19 protein-coding genes are annotated in these 18,212 nt (G+C 62.8%); 11 read left to right on the top strand and 8 right to left on the bottom strand.

The window, feature by feature from the left end:
* Positions 1-10 precede the first annotated feature (10 nt).
* The 3 genes from AC56LR_RS10075 (at position 11) to AC56LR_RS10085 (ending at position 2,906) form a co-directional block, all read left to right on the top strand.
* Positions 11-910 carry an FkbM family methyltransferase gene (locus AC56LR_RS10075; protein ID WP_497129959.1) on the top strand — a complete coding sequence of 300 codons (900 nt, stop codon included), beginning with the start codon at positions 11-13 and terminating at the stop codon, positions 908-910.
* Positions 911-1,080: 170 nt separating this feature from the next.
* Positions 1,081-2,592 (top strand): GNVR domain-containing protein, encoded by a 1,512-nt coding sequence (locus AC56LR_RS10080; protein ID WP_497129961.1) that lies wholly within the window; start codon positions 1,081-1,083, stop codon positions 2,590-2,592.
* 35 nt (positions 2,593-2,627) lie between these two features.
* On the top strand, positions 2,628-2,906 hold the full coding sequence (locus tag AC56LR_RS10085; protein ID WP_497129963.1) for a superinfection immunity protein: 279 nt from the start codon (positions 2,628-2,630) through the stop codon (positions 2,904-2,906).
* A 108-nt stretch (positions 2,907-3,014) separates the two neighbouring features.
* On the opposite strand, the gene AC56LR_RS10090 is transcribed toward AC56LR_RS10085, so the two are convergent.
* Positions 3,015-3,695: a sigma-70 family RNA polymerase sigma factor gene (locus AC56LR_RS10090; RefSeq protein ID WP_497129965.1), complete on the bottom strand. Its 681-nt coding sequence runs from the start codon at positions 3,693-3,695 to the stop codon at positions 3,015-3,017.
* 526 nt (positions 3,696-4,221) lie between these two features.
* Positions 4,222-4,779: a LuxR C-terminal-related transcriptional regulator gene (locus AC56LR_RS10095; RefSeq protein ID WP_497129966.1), complete on the bottom strand. Its 558-nt coding sequence runs from the start codon at positions 4,777-4,779 to the stop codon at positions 4,222-4,224.
* A 153-nt stretch (positions 4,780-4,932) separates the two neighbouring features.
* Between AC56LR_RS10095 and AC56LR_RS10100 the strand changes: the two genes are divergently transcribed.
* Positions 4,933-5,640: a CoA transferase subunit A gene (locus AC56LR_RS10100; protein WP_497129968.1), complete on the top strand. Its 708-nt coding sequence runs from the start codon at positions 4,933-4,935 to the stop codon at positions 5,638-5,640.
* A 12-nt stretch (positions 5,641-5,652) separates the two neighbouring features.
* Entirely contained in the window at positions 5,653-6,303 is a 651-nt protein-coding gene (locus AC56LR_RS10105; RefSeq protein WP_497129970.1) for a 3-oxoacid CoA-transferase subunit B, read from the top strand.
* Positions 6,304-6,382: 79 nt separating this feature from the next.
* Here the strand turns inward: AC56LR_RS10105 and AC56LR_RS10110 are convergent, their stop codons facing one another.
* The 5 genes from AC56LR_RS10110 to AC56LR_RS10130 all read right to left on the bottom strand — a co-directional run bounded on the left by AC56LR_RS10110 (position 6,383) and on the right by AC56LR_RS10130 (position 11,868).
* Positions 6,383-7,645, bottom strand: a complete 1,263-nt coding sequence (locus AC56LR_RS10110) for a TonB family protein (RefSeq protein ID WP_497129971.1) — start codon at positions 7,643-7,645, stop codon at positions 6,383-6,385.
* Complete coding sequence (locus AC56LR_RS10115) at positions 7,642-8,037, bottom strand: BlaI/MecI/CopY family transcriptional regulator (RefSeq protein ID WP_497129972.1); 396 nt, start codon at positions 8,035-8,037, stop codon at positions 7,642-7,644. Before AC56LR_RS10115 ends, AC56LR_RS10110 begins: the two co-directional genes overlap by 4 nt.
* Before the next feature lie 222 nt (positions 8,038-8,259).
* The gene (locus tag AC56LR_RS10120) at positions 8,260-9,564 is read right to left on the bottom strand and encodes a dicarboxylate/amino acid:cation symporter (RefSeq protein WP_497129974.1); all 1,305 of its coding nucleotides are present in this window, start codon (positions 9,562-9,564) and stop codon (positions 8,260-8,262) included.
* Between the two features lie 113 nt (positions 9,565-9,677).
* Positions 9,678-10,922: a metal-dependent hydrolase family protein gene (locus AC56LR_RS10125; protein ID WP_497129975.1), complete on the bottom strand. Its 1,245-nt coding sequence runs from the start codon at positions 10,920-10,922 to the stop codon at positions 9,678-9,680.
* Positions 10,923-11,085: 163 nt separating this feature from the next.
* A complete protein-coding gene (locus AC56LR_RS10130; protein WP_497129977.1) occupies positions 11,086-11,868 on the bottom strand; it encodes a 3-hydroxybutyrate dehydrogenase in 783 nt (260 codons plus the stop codon).
* A 136-nt stretch (positions 11,869-12,004) separates the two neighbouring features.
* On the opposite strand from AC56LR_RS10130, the gene AC56LR_RS10135 reads away from it, so the two are divergent.
* From AC56LR_RS10135 to AC56LR_RS10160, 6 genes are read left to right on the top strand one after another with little or no spacing between them, the layout of a single operon-like run.
* Positions 12,005-12,886 carry an alpha/beta fold hydrolase gene (locus AC56LR_RS10135; RefSeq protein WP_497129979.1) on the top strand — a complete coding sequence of 294 codons (882 nt, stop codon included), beginning with the start codon at positions 12,005-12,007 and terminating at the stop codon, positions 12,884-12,886.
* A gap of 30 nt (positions 12,887-12,916) precedes the next feature.
* Entirely contained in the window at positions 12,917-13,267 is a 351-nt protein-coding gene (locus tag AC56LR_RS10140; protein WP_497129981.1) for a RidA family protein, read from the top strand.
* Positions 13,268-13,271: 4 nt separating this feature from the next.
* Entirely contained in the window at positions 13,272-15,512 is a 2,241-nt protein-coding gene (locus tag AC56LR_RS10145; protein ID WP_497129982.1) for a RelA/SpoT family protein, read from the top strand.
* Positions 15,513-15,569: 57 nt separating this feature from the next.
* The gene (locus AC56LR_RS10150) at positions 15,570-16,376 is read left to right on the top strand and encodes an MlaE family ABC transporter permease (protein ID WP_497129984.1); all 807 of its coding nucleotides are present in this window, start codon (positions 15,570-15,572) and stop codon (positions 16,374-16,376) included.
* A gap of 16 nt (positions 16,377-16,392) precedes the next feature.
* Positions 16,393-17,325, top strand: coding sequence for an MlaD family protein (locus AC56LR_RS10155; protein WP_497129986.1), 933 nt, complete (start codon positions 16,393-16,395; stop codon positions 17,323-17,325).
* Positions 17,322-17,948 (top strand): hypothetical protein, encoded by a 627-nt coding sequence (locus AC56LR_RS10160; protein WP_497129987.1) that lies wholly within the window; start codon positions 17,322-17,324, stop codon positions 17,946-17,948. The genes AC56LR_RS10155 and AC56LR_RS10160 overlap by 4 nt, the downstream gene beginning before the upstream one ends.
* Here the strand turns inward: AC56LR_RS10160 and AC56LR_RS10165 are convergent.
* The coding region (locus tag AC56LR_RS10165) for a hypothetical protein (RefSeq protein ID WP_497129988.1) at positions 17,945-18,212 on the bottom strand (268 nt) is incomplete at its 5' end. The two genes, AC56LR_RS10160 and AC56LR_RS10165, sit on opposite strands and share 4 nt — an antisense overlap.

Here is an 18,212-nt window from a genome sequence, read left to right on the forward strand (position 1 = left end):
AGGACTCCAAATGGAAATGCCATTACCCCAATCGGCGCGTGACGTCCAGGCTACGTCCGTACCCGCGAGAGGCTCTATCCTGCTGCAGGATACCTCGGCACCGAAAGCCTTGCGCAGCTTAATAGCCAGAATGCATGATCTTGTGCAGTTTTCGGTCGGAAAAAAAGGAGGGCGTTATCTGCAGCTCACGCCATCTGTATGTGCGCGTCAAATTCTGTTCGATAGGAAACACAAGAAATACCTCACATTTCACCTGAGGGATAAATCCGACTTCTATACTATCGGCCAAATTTACTTGGAAGAGGGATATGGCTTGGAAAAACTTAGGCGTTATGATGATCTGATGAATTTTTATGAGCAAACGGTGCGTTCAGGAAAAACCCCACTCATTATCGACTGCGGTGGAAATATTGGCATTGCGTCCCGCTATTTTTCCGAAAACTACCCGACATCCAGAATCGTATGTGTGGAACCTTATCCAGAAAGTGTCGCTTATGCAAAGAGAAACAACGGTCCCTCCAATGTCGAGTTTCTGCAATGTGCAATCGGCAGCGAGAAAAGCCGCGGCGTAATCGCGGATCCGGGCCTCGGAAGCATCGGCTTTCGAATGAGTTGTGCCGAGCATGGAGAAACCGATATTGTGACGGTCAAGTATTTACTGGACAGTTACTGCACCGAAGAGTGCGTTCCTTTCTTGATCAAGATCGATATTGAAGGGTTCGAATCTGAATTGTTTTCGAAAAATATTGAATGGATAGAAAAATTTCCGCTAATGATCATTGAGTTGCATGACTGGATGTTGCCAAAAAGTAATAGCGCAAAGAATTTTTTGAACGCGATCGCTCCCCTGAACCGCGACTTTGTATTTCATGGCGAAGATGTTTTCAGCATTTCCAATACGCTTGTGTAATGTTCTCAGGTCACTACCATACTCTTGCAGTCGTGCCTGCCACAAGTCTTTGATGCAGCGCAAACGATATTCGTCGAGCGACTGTTAGCCTGCATATTAGTGAGATCAGTCATCTGATCCCGCACAATTTTCCTCCACGGTCAGTGCGCGGTGGGTGGAAGGAGCGCAATATGGGAAAGAATGAAATCGTCTCTTCGGAGCCGGCAATTTCCAGGTATGAGGTCGGGCCGGTCATCACGCCGATCAGTTTCTCCGAACAGCTGAGCGTCGTCATGCACTATCGGATGTTCATCGCAGTCGTGGCGATGACCATTACGGCCCTCGGCGCGCTGTACGCCTATGCCAAACCCCCTACGTTTGAAGCCAATTTACTGATCCAGGTGGCGGATATGCGCTCCGCCGAGCAAAAGAGTTTGCTCGGGTATGCCTCCCCGGGCTCGGGCTACAAGCGCGCGATGTCCGAAGTCGAGTTGTTGCGTTCGCGCGCTATCGTCGGCGCTGCAGTCGATAAGCAGGGGCTGGACATTTCTGCCACTCCAAGGTATTTCCCGATTGTCGGTGCCGCCTTGGCGCAGTGGAATGCGCGCCGGGGAGGGGTGGTGCTCCATCCCTATGGAGGGTATGCGTGGAATGCCGAGAGCATACGCGTCGGCATGCTGAAGGTGCCGGCATCGCTGCTCGATACGGCCCTCAGGGTTACGAAAACCGGGCCTGGGCGCTACCGGATCGAAGAGAAAAAGAGCCGTACCGTTTCGTCCGGTCGGGTAGGGCAGTTGCACCATCTGACAATCGGTCAACAGCCGGTTTCTCTGCGGATCGACGAGTTGAGCGGATCGGCTGGGACGCAGTATGTCGTGGCGCGCCACCCGCGCGTCGCTGCCATTGACGACGTCAGTTCCAGGCTGAAGGTCAACGAGCTCGGCAAAGACACCGGAGTCATCAAGGTCAGCCTGCGGCACACGGATCCGCGGCGTGCGGAAGCGTTTCTGAATGAACTGGGCCATACCTATATGAAGTTTGTACGGGAACAAAAGGGACAGGAAACGAATGAATCGCTTGCGATTCTCCGGGCGCAGCTACCCTTGCTGAAAAAGCGGGTCGAGGCAGCCGAGAGCAGATATGAAACCTATCGCCGGAACGAGCGTGCCGCAGACCTGGCGGAAGACACAAGACTGCAGCTTGCCCGTTATTCCGGAACAAAGGAGCGCCTGTCGGCACTGCGGCAAAAGCGGGCGGAGCTTGGGGTACGGCTTGGCGACGAGCATCCCGAGCTGCTTGCCCTCGATCGCCAGATCGCCGGACTAAACCACGAAAGTAATTCCGTGGCGGGTGATATGCGGCGGGTGCCCGGAGTTGCAACCGAGCTCGAGAGACGCGCGCGCGACCTGAAATCTGAAACGGATATCTATGGATCGGTGCTGCGCCGTGTGGAAGAGATGAGTGTGGATGCACAGGACCGGTCAAGCAACGTCAGGATTGTCGACGAGGCGGTGGTCCCTATCCAGCCCGCGGATTCACGCATGGTCGTCATCGCATTCTCCGCTGCGCTCGGTATCGCCATCGGTACTGCAGGCGCATTCGCCAGGAGGCTGCGTACTGGTGCCAGGATCGCCCGGGAAAACAGGTTCAGTGATGAAGAAATGGAGATCGATCGGCCCAGTCATTACGCGCGCGCCGGCTGAGCTGAGCTGGCCAATATCGCAAATCGGGGGACACCATGTTAGCGCTATTTCGTATCACTGCAATGCTCTTGATCGGGCTTGTCGTGTTTGTATTCCATGTGTTTGCAATCACGCTCGGCTCTGCGGTCTATCTCTATTTCCTGCCTGGCGTAATTGCAATGAAGCGCCATTATCGCAGCGCCGACCGGATATTCATCGCCTGTGCCCTCACTGGGTGGACAGTGGTCGGGTGGCTGCTGGCGCTGGCTTTTGCGCTGACCCTGCCTGTTATCGCGGACAGTTCAATGGACGACTATGCGGCGACAAGCCGCTAGACGCCAGGTCCCCAGGGTTGAGGCAGGCGCCGCTATGCCCGGCATGCGGACAGCGAGGCCCTGGTTTGATCTGCGGGATCGCTGCGTAGAGAACCCGGCCCTGGCTGCTTACTGATCCTTCAGCGCGGCAGCGAGGGCATCCTTGGCGCGGTGGATACGGCTGCGAACCGTCCCGATCGGCGAATGCATCTGCTCCGCTATTTCCTCGTAGGTCAAACCCTCGAGTTCGCGCAAGACGAAGGCGATACGCTGCTCTGCAGGCATGGCGGAAAGAGCGGCATTCACCAAATCCATCACCTGTCTGGATTCCAACGTTGCTTCCGGCGTCACGAAGTCGGTTTCCACCTCCATGAGTTGCTGGCTACCGCCATTGTCAGTCGCAGGTTCGCTCAATTGAGGGATACGCCGTCCACGCCGGTTCAAGCTACGTTTCGCAGTGTTAATTCCGATTCTGAAGAGCCAGGTCGAGAACGACGAGTCGCCGCGAAAGGTCTGGAGCCCCATATACATTTTTATGAAAGTATCCTGCACCACGTCTTCCGTATCCCTTGCATCACGAACCATTGGTGATAAGAATCGAAACAGACGTAATCTATATCTTTTCATTAATGTTTCGAAAGCAGAGATATCGCCCGCTTGTGCGGATTTAATAAGTTCCAGGTCGATTTCCTGCCGGCTTTTCATGTTCGTAGGCTTTGCCGCGCCTCTCGGAACAATCATGGCTGTCGTTGTTGGCCGCTGGCCTGAGCTTGTGCTGACAGCTAAATGCTCATGCAGGATCGAAAGCAATCTCTGCTGGAAACGGGAATGATGCCGGTTCGCTGGCAACATTCGTCCGTTGAAACACCGAATCCGATCAGCGGTTGCGTGCCAAATTGCGCTTTACCGCGGAATCAATCAGCGCTTCGCGTGTAGTGGATTCGCAGGAATGTCAATGATCCAACCTGCAAATAAACATGAGTCGCCCACGCCGAAATCCTGCGTGCCGGAGACTGACTGCAAAAGCGGGCGATTGGCTGCAATAGACACGCGTGCTGCGAACTCGCTGTCAGTTTCGGCACGGTGTCCAAATCAACTCTGAAGTGCGCAGGGCGGCACCAGGATCCGATCATGTTCGGACAGACTGTAAAGTCTGCTTGCTAAGGTCTATCTTTGACCTTTCTGTCATATTTACTTTGATTTTAGTCAAATGAACCGGTGACATTGTTTTTGGAAATTCCGGCTAAAACCTGCACCATGCAGAAGCGGAGAGAGGCAGATTCGAGGCGGGACAGCCATGCCGGAAAGTGCGCCATCATCCCTGCGCCGTCGACGCTCAGCGCGCCCCCACCAGCTTGTGCACCAGCTCCGACGAAGTCGAGGCAGCGAACTTGCGCATCAGGCTGGCGCGGTGCATCTCCACCGTGCGCGGACTGAGGTCGGTGTCGCGCGCGATCATCTTGCTGGTCTTGCCCTCGACCAGCAGCGCGGCGATCTCGCGCTCGCGCGGCGTCAGCTCGGCCGATACCGGGCGCTTCTCGCTCACGTCCTCGAAAGTCCACACGCCCGCGCCCAGCGGCAGCAACGGGTCGAGCGCGCGTCCGGTGACGTGGCACCAGAACAGTTCTCCATCGGCGCGGCGCATGATGCGCTCGTCCGAATAGCGGCCCTTGGCATTCATGATCGGCACGATGCGGTCGCCCGTGCGCAGGAACTCGTCCATCGTCGGATAGAGCATGCTGAAGGACTGGCCGTGCAGCTTGCCCTCTGCATAGCCGAACATCGCCCCCAGGGCCAGGTTGCTGGCCTGGATCACACGGTCCCTCGAGACGCACATGCCTACTGGGGCTTGCTGGAAGATCGTCTCGTAATCGATGGCGGTGGCTGCGTTCATCTGCTGGGTTCGGTTGATCTGGATTGACTGGCGGGTGAATCGGGTGCTCGCCCGTATTTCTACGGTATTGTCATTCGGAGCAGCGTATTTTATGCTGAGACTCTACTCTGTAGTACAGAAGAGCTTTTCGGCTTAACTATAAAAGGGACGGGTATGAATAAAGTGTATCCTGATGCGAAGTCGGCGCTGGCCGGCATCGTTGCAGATGGCCAGACCATCGCCGTGGGCGGTTTCGGCCTGTGCGGCATTCCGGAAGCGCTGATCGAAGCGCTGCGCGACACCGGCGCCAAGAACCTCACCGCGATTTCGAACAATGCAGGCGTGGACGGCTTCGGCCTGGGCCAGCTGCTCGAAACGCGCCAGATCAAGAAGATGATCTCGTCCTACGTCGGCGAGAACAAGGAATTCGCGCGCCAGTTCCTGGCCGGCGAACTCGAACTCGAATTCACCCCGCAAGGCACGCTGGCCGAGAAGCTGCGCTGCGGCGGCGCCGGCATCCCGGCCTTCTTCACCAAGACCGGCTACGGCACCATCGTCGCCGACGGCAAGGAAACCCGCGAGTTCGACGGCGAGCACTATGTGATGGAACGATCGCTGGTGCCGGACGTCTCGCTGGTCAAGGCGTGGAAGGCCGACAAGGCCGGCAACCTCGTGTTCCGCAAGACCGCGCGCAACTTCAACCCGAACGTCGCCACCGCGGGCAAGGTCTGCATCGTGGAAGTCGAAGAGCTGGTCGAGATTGGCGAGATCGATCCGGACCAGGTGCACACCCCGAGCATCTTCGTGCACCGCATCGTCCACAACCCGACGCCGGAAAAGCGCATCGAGCAGCGCACCGTGCGCGCCGCGAACCAAGACTGAGGGAGAGAAAACATGGCATGGACTCGTGATGAAATGGCCGCGCGTGCGGCGAAGGAACTGCAGGATGGTTTCTATGTGAACCTGGGCATCGGCCTGCCGACCCTGGTGGCGAACTACGTTCCCCAGGATATCGAGGTCTTCCTGCAGTCGGAAAACGGCCTGCTGGGCATCGGTCCGTTCCCGCTTGAGTCGGAGGTGGACGCCGACCTGATCAACGCCGGCAAGCAGACCGTGACGGCGCTGCCGGGGTCAAGCTACTTCAGCTCGGCCGATTCCTTCGGCATGATCCGCGGCGGCAAGATCAACCTGGCGATCCTGGGCGCGATGCAGGTGTCCGAACGCGGCGACCTGGCCAACTGGATGATCCCGGGCAAAATGGTCAAGGGCATGGGCGGCGCGATGGACCTGGTGGCCGGCGTCAAGCGCGTGGTCGTGGTGATGGAACACGTCGCCACCGCCAAGGATGGCTCGACCAGCCACAAGATCCTGCCGAAATGCGACCTGCCGCTGACCGGCGTGGGCGTGGTCGACCGCATCATCACCGACCTGGGCGTGCTGGATATTACCGACACCGGCCTGAAGCTGGTCGAGCTGGCGCCCGGTGTGACCAAGCAGGAAGTGCTGGCGGCCACCGGCTGCGAGCTGGACGTCTCGGCCGTATAAATGCAAGCGGGCGGCCTGCGCCGCCCATCGGAACCCGGCAAGCCCGCGAGCGTCCTCGCGGGCTTGCTTTGTTTTGTCCTTACTCGAGCGTCCAGACGTATTGCACCTTGGTCCAGGCTTCCACCGGCTTGCCCTTGGTGGTCGCCGGCTTGAAGCTGCATCTGGCCAGCGCGCTGCGCGCCGCTTCGTCGAGCGGCAAATGGCCGGACGACTTGTCGATCGTGGTGTCCTTGACCTTGCCGTTTTTGTCGACCAGGAAGCCGAGGTGCACCGTCCCCGTGTGATTGAGCTTGATCGATTCGGCCGGGTATTCGGGCTTCTTGCACGAATTGAAGTTGGCGACTGCGGGTTTTTCCGCCTCTGCCAGCTTGGCCGAAGGCGCCGCATGGGCGAACACCGCGGTGCACATCGCCGCCAGTCCCAGCACGGGAATGGCCGCTTTCCAGTTCAGTGCTTGTGTATCGGGGCGAAGCAAGCGTTTGATGCGTGACATAAGATCTCCTCCATTGGCCGCCTGGGCCAGGTGGTGGGTTGAGAACTGGAGTTTCTCCAGTTCGGAAAGGGCCAGGGCCAGGCGCCGCGGTTCGCCCAGTATCCGTGCCGCGAAATCGTCGGCGATCTGTTCCCGTTCGACGCGGATGCGTCCCGAGATCCACCAGACCGCCGGGTGGTAGAAGAACAGGGTCTCGACCACGTTCTGGCCGAGGTTCACCAGGTAGTCATGGCGCTTGATATGGGCCATCTCGTGGGCCAGCAGGGCTTCGAGCAGGTGGGCAGGCATGCCGGACACCAGCGCCGCCGGCACCAGCACGACCGGACGCCACCAGCCGGCCGTGAGCGGGCTGCCCAGGCCTTCGACCACGCGCAGGCGCACCGTGCGGGTGATGCCGAACTGCGCGGCGAGACGCTCGGTGCGCGCCTGCCAGGGGGCGTCGATGCGCTCATGGGCGGCGGCGCGCCCGATCCACAAGAGCCCCAGCACCATGCGCAAGGCCATGGCCAGCGCGCACACCGCCCAGGTCGCGACGATCGGCGCCAGTTGCTCGCCCAGCAGCGTGCTCCAGCCCTCGTCGATCGGGGCGCCGGCCACCAGGCCGGCGGCAAACAGCACCATCGCATCGCCCCCGGCATCCTCGCCGCGCAGCAGACGCAGCAGCAGTTCGGTCGCGGGCCAGGCCAGGCACAGGGACAGCCCGACGCAGGCCACCAGGTAGCGCGACTGGGGACGCGCATTGCGCAGGAAGGTGAGGGCGACCGCCGTGGCGCAGCCGACCAGCGCGCCCTGCCACAGGAAGTGCACCAGGGTCCAGCCGATGCTGCCGATCAGGTGGGCGCTGCTCATTTGCCGTCCTTCGGCGTGTCTTCCCTGAGCAGCTCCTCGATCTCGGCCCGTTCCTTCTTCGAGATGCCGCTTTTCAGGGCGGCCAGCACCAGGGCCTTGGCCGAACCGGCGAAGGCGCGCTGCACCAGGTCCTGCAGCAGATTGGTCTGCATCGAGTCGCGTGCATGCACCGGGGCGTAGACGTGGGAGCGTTCGCTTTCGTCGCGCACCAGCAGGCCCTTGCCGTGCATGATCTGCATCAGGCGCAGCACGGTGGCATAGGTGACGTCGGGCTTGTGTTCCTGCATGGCCTGGTGCACCTGCTTGGCGGTGCCGGAACCCAGCGGCCAGAGGGTTTGCAGCAGCTCGAGCTCGGCGGGGGTGGGTTTGGGGGCTTCGGGTTTGCGTGGCATGAGCGTCCTCATATGTGTTTCGGTCACTTCTAGAATAGTATGTCTAGACAACGATGTCTACAGTTTCCGCATGTGGCGTGCAACTTATCCGGCATGGGTAGCGGAGGCGCCTGCGGCCGCGCCGTTCCGCCCTGCCGGCTGCCGGCGCACCGCTTTGCGCAGCACAAAAAAAACCGCCGCTGACGGGTCAGCGGCGGTTTGCGTGCATCGGGGAGTTGTGGCCTACGCCGCGGCGCGCACCGGCTCCAGGTTCTTGTCGTCGTCGCCCAGCGGCACCCGGCCATGCAGCACCGCGTCCATGCGCTCGACGTCGAGCTCCTTTTCCCATTTCGACACCACCACCGTCGCCACGCCGTTGCCGACGAAATTGGTGAGGGCGCGGCATTCGCTCATGAAGCGGTCGATGCCGAGGATCAGCGCCATGCCCGCCACCGGAATCGTCGGGACCACGGCCAGGGTCGCGGCCAGGGTGATGAAGCCGGCGCCGGTGATGCCGGACGCGCCTTTCGAGGTCAGCATGGCCACGGCCAGGATGGTCAGCTGCTGCAGCAGGGTCAGCTCGGTGTTGGTGGCCTGGGCCACGAACAGGGCGGCCATCGTCATGTAGATGTTGGTGCCGTCCAGGTTGAACGAGTAGCCGGTCGGGACCACCAGGCCGACCACCGGCTTGGAGCAGCCGAGGCGCTCGAGCTTGCGCATCAGGGCGGGCAGGGCGCTTTCCGACGAGCTGGTGCCGAGCACGATCAGGAGTTCCTCCTTGATGTAGGCGATGAAGCGGAAGATCGAGAAGCCGGTGAACTTGGCGATGGCGCCCAGCACCACGACCACGAACAGGAAGCAGGTCAGGTAGAAGGAGCCCATCAGCTTGGCCAGCGGCAGCAACGAATCGAGGCCGTATTTGCCGATGGTGAAGGCCATCGCGCCGAAGGCGCCGATCGGGGCCGCCTTCATGACGATGTTCACGACGCCGAAGATGGCGTGCGAGAAGTCGTCGATCATCTTGGTCACCGGACGGCCGCGCTCTCCCATCATCGACAGCGAGAAGCCGAACAGGATCGCCACCAGCAGCACCTGCAGGATGTCGCCCTTGGCAAAGGCATCCACGAAGGTATTCGGGATGATGTTCAACACGAAGTCCGTCGTGCTCTGGCTCTTGGCCTTGTCGGTGTACTGGGCGATCGACGAGGCGTCGAGGTGGGCGGCGTCGACGTTGAAGCCGGCGCCCGGCTTGATCACGTTGGCCACCACCAGGCCGATGGCCAGGGCGAAGGTCGAGACGACTTCAAAGTAGAGCAGGGCCTTGCCGCCGACGCGGCCGATCTTCTTCATGTCCTGCATGCCGGCGATACCGGCGACCACGGTACAGAAGATCACCGGGGCGATGATCATCTTGATCAGTTTGATGAAGCCGTCTCCCAAAGGCTTCATCCTGGTGCCGAGTTCAGGGTAGAACACCCCGAGCAACACGCCCATGGCGATGGCGAACAGCACCTGGACATACAGGATTTTGTAGAAAGGCTTTTTCATGGCAACTCTTCTAAGAGAAGTTCGAGAGCTGCCATCTTCACGGATTGGGCCTGCGCCATCTATTGTGGATATCCGCAGGGCCTATATCAGATATTTACGCGACCGTAATACGCTCAGGGACGGCGGAAAATCTCGCCGCCTTTCATCACGAATCCCACCCTGGACACCGCAGCGATGTCCAGCGTCGGATCGCCCTCGACCGCCACCACGTCGGCCAACAGGCCTGGCTTGAGCTGGCCCAGTTCCTTCGACTTGCCCAGGATGTCCGCCGCCACCGTGGTCGCCGCGCGCATGGCCTCGAGCGGTGTCATGCCGAGGCGGACCATCCATTCCAGCTCGCGCGCATTGGTGCCGTGCGCGAACACGCCGACGTCGCTGCCGTTGCCGATGATGACGCCGACCTTGCGCGCGAGTTGGAAGGCGCGCTGCGCCTGCTGCATGGCGGGGGTGGGCGCGCCGCCGCGCACGTGCTTCTGGAAGTATTCGCCCGTCGCTTCCGGTGCGGTGAGGGTCGGGATGTAAGCGGCGCCGCGCTCTTTCATCAAGCGAAAGGTGGCCTCCGAGGCGCCGTAGCCATGCTCGATGGTGTCGGCGCCTGCCAGCACCGCCATGCGGATCGCGTCGTCGCTGCTGGCGTGCACGGCGACCTTGCGGCCGGTGACATGGGTGGCGGCGACCATCGCTTTCATCTCTTCCATCGTGAAGGTCGGGCGCGCCGTGCCGTCGATGCCGGTGCGGTAGTCGCCGTAGATCTTGATCCAGTCGGCGCCGCGCGCGGACTGCTCGCGCACCGCTTTGGTCACCTCAATGATGCCGGTCGCGGTCTGGGCGCCGTAGGGCAGCTCCATGTCGGGGCGATAGCTCTTCTCGGCCGGACCGTAGCTGTAGCTGGCGACGATGGCTTTTGTCGCGACCAGCAGGCGCGGACCCGGCGCCACGCCTTCGTCAATGGCGCGCTTGATGCCGACGTCGGCGTAGTCCGCTCCTTCGGTGCCCAGGTCGCGCAGGGTGGTGAAGCCGGCTTGCAATGTGCTTGCTGCGTGCCGGGCGGCCAGCATGATGCGGTAGGCGACCGGCTCCTTGATCACCTGGTCGTCCCAGGTCGTTTCGTTATACGGGTGGAGCAGGACGTGCGAGTGCAGGTCGATCAGGCCCGGAACCAGGGTCTTGCCGGGCAGGTCGATCCGTTCGGCGTCCAGCGGAACGGCCATCTTGTCGAGCGGGCCGACGGCGTCGATGCGGCCTTTCGAGACCAGCACCGCCCAGTTGCGCTGGGATGGGCCCTCGCCGGTCCAGACGCGGTCGGCGGTGAGGAGGATGGGGCGGGGAGTAGCGGCGTGCGCGGTAGCAGCGGCCAAGATAAGAACCGTTACCGCAAGTGTTCGTGTCAGTGATCGCATGGTTTTCGTAGGGTGGGCGGGCGTCCCGCCCGCGCGGTGATAGTTAGGGGAGGAACAGCCGAACGGGCTGCAGCACCGTGATTTGAACGCGCGGGCGGGAAGACCCGCCCACCCTACGGTTTTATTGGGCCGCCCAGCCCCCATCCATATTCCAGGCCACGCCACGCACCTGGTTACCCGCCGGGCTGCACAAGAACACCGCCAGCGCGCCCAGTTCATCCGGCGTGACGAACTCGCCCGACGGCTGCTTTTCCGCCAGCAGCGCCTTGCGCGCCGCATCGTTGGACAGGCCTTCGCGGGCGGCGCGGTCGTCGACCTGCTTCTGCACCAGCGGCGTGAGCACCCAGCCCGGGCAGATCGCATTGCAGGTGATGCCGGTATGCGCGTTCTCGAGCGCCGTCACCTTGGTGAAGCCCACCAGGCCGTGCTTGGCCGCGACATAGGCCGACTTGCCGCTTGACCCTACCAGCCCGTGCACCGAGGCCAGGTTGATGATGCGGCCCCAGTTCTTCTGCTTCATGCCGGGCAGCGCGAAGCGGGTGGTGTGGAAGGCCGAGGTCAGGTTGATCGCGAGGATGGCGTCCCATTTCTCGGGCGGGAACTCGTCCACGGTCGCCACGTGCTGGATGCCGGCATTGTTGACCAGGATGTCGACGCCGCCGAATTTGTCGGCAGCGAATTTCATCATCGCCTCGATCTCGGCCGGCTTGGACATGTCGGCGTTGTGGTAGGCGGTCTGCACGCCGAATTCGGTCCCGACCTCGTGGTAGAGCTTCTCGATCTGCTGGGCGTCGCCGAAGCCGTTGAACACGATATTGGCGCCCTGTTCGGCCAGTGAGCGGGCTATGCCCAGCCCGATGCCCGAGGTCGAACCGGTGACGAGGGCCGTTTTCCCACTTAACATACTCGATTTCATTGCATCCTCAAGGTGAAGGTGATCGGGTTGCTTCTACAGAATTGGTAGAATTCTAATCGCAACGCCGCGTAAAATGATGCATTGCAGTGAACTGACCGACAATATTGCCATGACGGAGCCGGGGATGACCGAAGCGAGATTAAGAAGCGTGCAGTGCAGCTCCCCCGCCGGCCTGCACCGGATGGCCTACAAGGAGTGGGGCGACCCGCTCAATCCGAAGGTGCTGGTCTGCGTGCATGGCGTCACCCGCGTGGCCGACGACTTCGACCACCTGGCGCGCGCCCTGTGCGGGCAATACCGCGTGGTCTGCCCGGACGTGGTCGGCCGCGGGCGCTCCGGTCGGCTGCGCAACCCGGACTTCTACACGGTGCCGCAGTATGTGGCCGACATGGTCACCCTGGTGGCCCGCGTCACGGCCCAGGACGAGGCGGCCGGCGTGCACTGGTTCGGTACCTCGATGGGCGGCCTGATCGGCATGGTGCTGGCCTCGCTCGAGGACAGCCCGATCCGCAAGCTGGTCATCAACGATATCGGCCCGGTGCTCGACCAGGGCGCGGTGCAGCGCATCGGCGAATACATCGGACAGGACATCCGCTTCCCGGACTTCGATACCGGGGCGGCCTATGTGCGCACGGTGTCGACTTCCTTTGGCCCGCACAGCGAAGAGGAATGGTCCAAGCTGGCCAGGGACGTGCTGCGCCAGGATGCCGACGGCCAGTGGGTGCGCCACTACGACCTGGGCCTGGCCCAACCCTTCCGCGCCATCACGCCCGCGCGCGCGGCAAGCGACGAGGCCCTGCTGTGGGCGGCCTGGGATGCGATCCGCTGCCCGACCTTGCTGGTGCGCGGCGAATTGTCCGACCTGCTGTCGCACCAGACGGCGCAGGAGATGTGCGCCCGCGGCCCAAGGGCGCGGCTGGTCGAGATCCCGGAAGTGGGCCATGCGCCGACCTTCGTGCAGGCCGGCCAGATCGCCATCGCACGCGAATTTTTACTGGGCGACTAGCCCCCTTTTTGAGAACAGAAGAAAGCAACCATGGAAATCCAACGTCTGCACGTAGGCAAGCGCCTGTCCGAAACCGCCATCCACAACGGCACCGTCTACCTGGCCGGCCAGATCGCCGAAGACACCACCCAGGACATCGAGGGCCAGATGCGCGAAGTGCTGGGCCATGTCGACCGCCTGTTGATGGAAGCGGGCAGCGACAAGTCCTGCATCCTCACCTGCCAGATCTTCATCTCGGATATGGCCAACTTCCCCGGCATGAACGCGGTCTGGGACGAATGGGTCGCCCAGGGCCACACCCCGCCGCGCGCCACCGTGGAAGCAAAGCTCGCCAACCCCGCATGCCTCGTGGAAGTCTGCGTCACGGCCGCGCTGCGCTGAGCCGATGGTTTCAACCGCTCTGCTTGTCGACGCCACCACCGGGATCGTCCAGGGACTGAGCCTGGACGACCGCGCACGCGTACAGGCCGCGCTCGACTACGCCGGGGCCGCCTATGGCGAGCGCCGCGCCACCTCGGGCCAGGATGCGCTCGAATTCTCGCTGGGCGTGGCCGGCACCCTGGCTTACCTGAGCACGGACGCCGAGACCCGCATCGCCGGCCTGCTGTTCGAGCTGGCGATGGCCGATCCGCAGGTTGCCGGCTCGCTGGAAGAGCGCTTCGGCAAGGAGGTGTCCGACCTGGTGCAGGGCGTCTACCAGTTGATTCGCCTGCGCGACCTCACGGCCGGCAAGGAGCAGTTTGGGAGCGGTAAAAACGCCGCGCAGCAGGCCGCGGCGCAGGTCGAGACCCTGCGCAAGATGCTGCTGGCGATGGCCTCGGACATGCGCGTGGTGCTGATCCGGCTCGCCTCCTGCGCGGCCGGGCTGCGCTATTTCGCCGACCAGAAGCGCTTCGACGACGTCACCCGCGCCTACGGCCGCGAGGTGCTCGACTTCTATGCGCCGCTGGCCAACCGGCTCGGTATCTGGCAGCTCAAGTGGGAGCTGGAAGATTTGTCCTTCCGCTTCATCGAGCCCGAGACCTACAAGCGCATCGCCAAAATGCTGGAAGAAAAGCGCATGCAGCGCGAAGGCTTCGTCGAGTCCTCGATCGCGCGCCTGCAGGGCGAGCTGGCCGCTGCCGGCATCCAGGCCGAGGTGTCGGGCCGGCCGAAGCACATCTATAGCATCTATAACAAGATGCGCGGCAAGGAGCTCGATTTTTCGTCGCTCTACGACGTGCGCGCCTTCCGCGTGATCGTGCCGGACGTGAAGACCTGCTACACGGTGCTGGGCATCGTGCACAACATCTGGACCCCGATCCCGAAGGAATTCGACGACTACATCTCGCGACCCAAGCCCAACGGCTACCAGTCGCTGCACACGGTCGTCAATGCGGAAGACGGGCGCCCGCTCGAAGTGCAGATCCGCACCCAGGAAATGCACAACTTCGCCGAATACGGCATCGCCGCGCACTGGCGCTACAAGGAAGAGGGCGGGTCGAACTTCAAGAGCCAGAAATACGACGAGAAGATCGCCTGGCTGCGCCAGCTGCTGGCCTGGAAGAGCGACGTGGCCGACGTCGTCGCCGGCCAGGAAGACCAGCAGAAGGAATGGGTCGAGAAGCTCAAGGCGGCGGCGCTGGACGACCGCATCTTTGTCTTGACCCCGCAGGCGCGCGTCATCGAATTGCCGGTGGGCGCCACGCCGATCGACTTCGCCTATCACCTGCACAGCGAGGTAGGCCACCGCTGCCGCGGCGCCAGGATCGACGGCGTGATGGTGCCCCTGAATACCCCGCTGCGCAACGGCCAGACCTGCGAGGTCATCACGGCCAAGGGCGCCAGCGCCAACCAGGGCCCGTCGCGCGACTGGCTCAGCCCCGGCTATACGGTCAGCAGCCGCACGCGCTCGAAGATCCGCGCCTGGTTCCATGCGATGGACCAGGCCGAGACCCTGGCCCAGGGACGCGCGCTGGTGGAAAAATCCTTGCAGCGCGAAGGCAAGACCGCGGTCAACCTGGAGGCGCTGGCGCACAAGCTGGGCTTTGCGAAGGTGGACGAACTGTTCATCCAGGTCGGCAAGGAGAAGTTCAGCCTGCGCCACGTGGAAGCGGCCTTGCATGACACGGTGGAAGCGCCGGCGCCTAGCGATGAGGCGGTGGTCAACAAGAGCCTGGCCTCGAGCGTGGAAAAGGGCGCCAAGTCGGGCGTGCTGGTGGTCGGCACCGAAGGCCTGATGACGATGCTGGCCAAGTGCTGCAAGCCTGCGCCGCCGGACCCGATCGTCGGTTTCGTCACGCGCGGCAAGGGCGTCTCGATCCACCGCCTGAGCTGCAAGAACTTCGCCGAGATGCGCGCCAAGGCGCCCGAGCGCGTGATCCAGACCGCCTGGGGGTCGGCCGGCTCCGAGACCGTGTATCCGGTCGACCTGTTCATCCTGGCGGGCGACCGCCAGGGCCTGCTGCGCGATATCTCCGAAGTGTTCTCGCGCGAGAAGATCAACGTGACCGGCGTGGCCTCGCAAAGCGCCAAGGGCCAGGCGCGCATGGTGTTCACGGCCGAAATCGGGTCGACCGCGCAGCTGCAGAAGGCGCTGGCGGCGATCGGGGAAGTGAGTGGGGTGATGGAGGCGCGAAGGCAGTAGTATCAATTTGATACAAAATTTCCAAGCACCAAGCCAAATCTGTATCATATTGACACCATGCGCCGAACCTTCAACCTCTACGCCAACCCGCGCTTGTGGGGCCTCGCCGTCCTGCACTACCTGCGCAGCTGGTGGTACATGGTGCACCTGGGCGCGATCGCCATCGTGATGGCCCTGTCGCCCTCGACCTATAACCGCGGGAACCGTCTGGCCGCCGCGCGCCATATCTACGCCAGCACCTGGCAGGTGCTGCCCTGGTTTGGGCTGGCGTCAAGCCTCATCAGCCTGATCATCATCCGCATCGTGCTGGTCACGGCCAAGAGCTATGGCCTGTCGCATTTCGCGCTGGAGATGGTGGTGCGCGTGCTGGTGCTCGAACTCATCCCGCTGGCCGCGGCGCTGTTCGTGGCCCTGCGCGCCAGCATGGCCTTCGACGCCTCGGCGCTGGGCCTGGCGCGCGCCGGCATGTCGCCGCAGGCCGCCAACGACGAGGCGCTGCGCCGCCTGCGGCGCGACATGGTGCCGCAGTTGCTGGCCAACGCGGTGGCGGTCATGAGCCTGGCGATTGTCACCAGCGCCATCGTGCTGGTGCTGGCCTACCTGAACGTCTACGGCCTGTCCCCTTGGGGAATGGGCGACTACACCCGCACCGTCGGCCGCGTGTTCGCACCGGCCATCACGATCGGCTTCGTGCTCAAGACGGTGCTGTTCGGCCTGGCCGTGGCGCTCATTCCGACCGCCGCCATCCTCGAGCTGCAGCGCTATCAGCGCCGCGTGGCCTTCACGGTGCAGCCGGGCGCGCTGCGCCTGCTGTTCGTGCTGCTGGTGATCGAAGCGGCCTCGCTCGCGCTGAAATACATGTGAACAAGAGACGACCTAGATGACAGAACCCCTGCCGGACGAACCGAAACACGTTGAACTCAAGGCCATGATCCTGCTCGTGGCGGTCGGCATCCTGATCGCCGCCTTCATCGGCTATGTGATGCATGCGCGCGGGGTGTTCGAGCCCACCCAGCGGCTGGTGCTCGAGACCGACGATTCCTCCGGCGTCATCCCCGGCATGGACATGACCTTCGCCGGCTTTCCGATCGGTCGAGTGAACCTGGTCGAGCTCGCGCCTGACGGCAAGGTGCGCATCCTGGTGGACGTCACCAGCAAAGATGCAAAATGGCTGCGCACCTCCAGCGTCTTCACGCTGGAATCGAGCATCGTCGGCGAAACCCGCCTGCGCGCCTTTACCGGACTGCTGAACGACCCGCCGCTGCCGCCCAACTCGGTGCGCTCGGTGCTGCGCGGCGACGCCACCGCCGAGATCCCGCGCATCGTGGCCACGGTACGGGCGCTGCTGGAAAACCTCGAGACGATGACGGCGACGGATTCGGACATCAACGCCAGCCTGGCCAACATCAACAGCGTCACCGGCCGCATGTCCGGCCCCGGCGGCGTGCTCGGCGGGGTGCTGGGTGGCGACGCCGAGGCGCGCAAGCTGCGCGAGGCGCTCGACCGCATCAACGGACTGCTCGACAAGACCGATCGCCGCGTCTACGGCAAGGACGGCGTCATGGACGACGCCCAGGCCTCGATCCGCCAGCTGCACGTGGTCCTTTCCGACGCCAGCACCACGCTCAAGAAAGTCGACGAGGTGCTGGTCGAGGCGCAGGCGGTCGGGGCGAACGCGCGCGTGGCGACCCAGGACCTGGGCGCGCTGCGCGGCGAAGTCGACGCCAGCCTGCGCAAGGTGAACCGCCTGGTCGACGAGATCAACCGCAAGTGGCCTTTCGCCCGCAGCAACCAGGAGATCAAGCTGCCATGAGAATGTACGCCTTCCTCGCCATGGCTTTCCTCGCCGGCTGCGCCGGCAAGCCGCTGCCGCCAGACTGGCAATCCGACGCCAAGGGCTTGCTCGACGCGTCGGTCGAGGATTATCTGAAGGGGCGCAGCGCTGCCGCGCAGGCGGAATTCCGCGATGCCCGTCGCGCCACCACCAGCACCGGCCGCGCTGACTACGTGGCGCAGGTCGAGCTGGTGCGCTGCGCCGCGCAGGTGGCCAGCCTTGATTTCGATGATTGCCCGGGATTCCTTGCGCTGGCTTCGGAGGCGACACCGGCCCAGCGCGTCTATGCCGATTATCTTTACGGCCGCTGGCAGGGGCTCGATGCCGGGCTGCTGCCCGAGCAGCACCGGCCGGTGCTCACCGGCAGGCAAATGGCTGGCCTGGCCGATCCGCTGGCGCGTCTCGTTGCTGCCGGTGCGCTGTTCAAGGCGGGCCACCTGACCCCCGGCGGCATCGTACTGGCGATCGATACCGCGTCCGCGCAGGGTTGGCGACGACCTCTGCTGGCATGGCTAGGTTTGCAGGCGCAACGGGCCGATGCCGTCGGGGACAAGGAGGAGGCCGGGCGAATCCGGCGCCGAATCGCATTGGCAGCCGGTTAATCCTGGGTGCAGACGAGCGGGATGCCTGATCCCGCTTGAAGCGTCGACGCAGGCGCTGATGGTTTGCGTAACGCATTCATAATCGAACAAGGTTTTTTGGCAAGAATCACCTTGCTTTTCTCGATGAGCGCTTTTCCAGCGCTCATTTTTTTGTGCGCCCAGCATGGGCGCACTCTTGCGGGTGAAAGTCCCGTCGCGAGCTGACCACAGTGAGCGAAGCGAAACGCAACTGCGGAAGGGTGACCGACCGTGGGGAGGAAGCGT

The sequence above is a fragment of the Telluria sp. ZT3P39 genome, assembly GCF_059685935.1.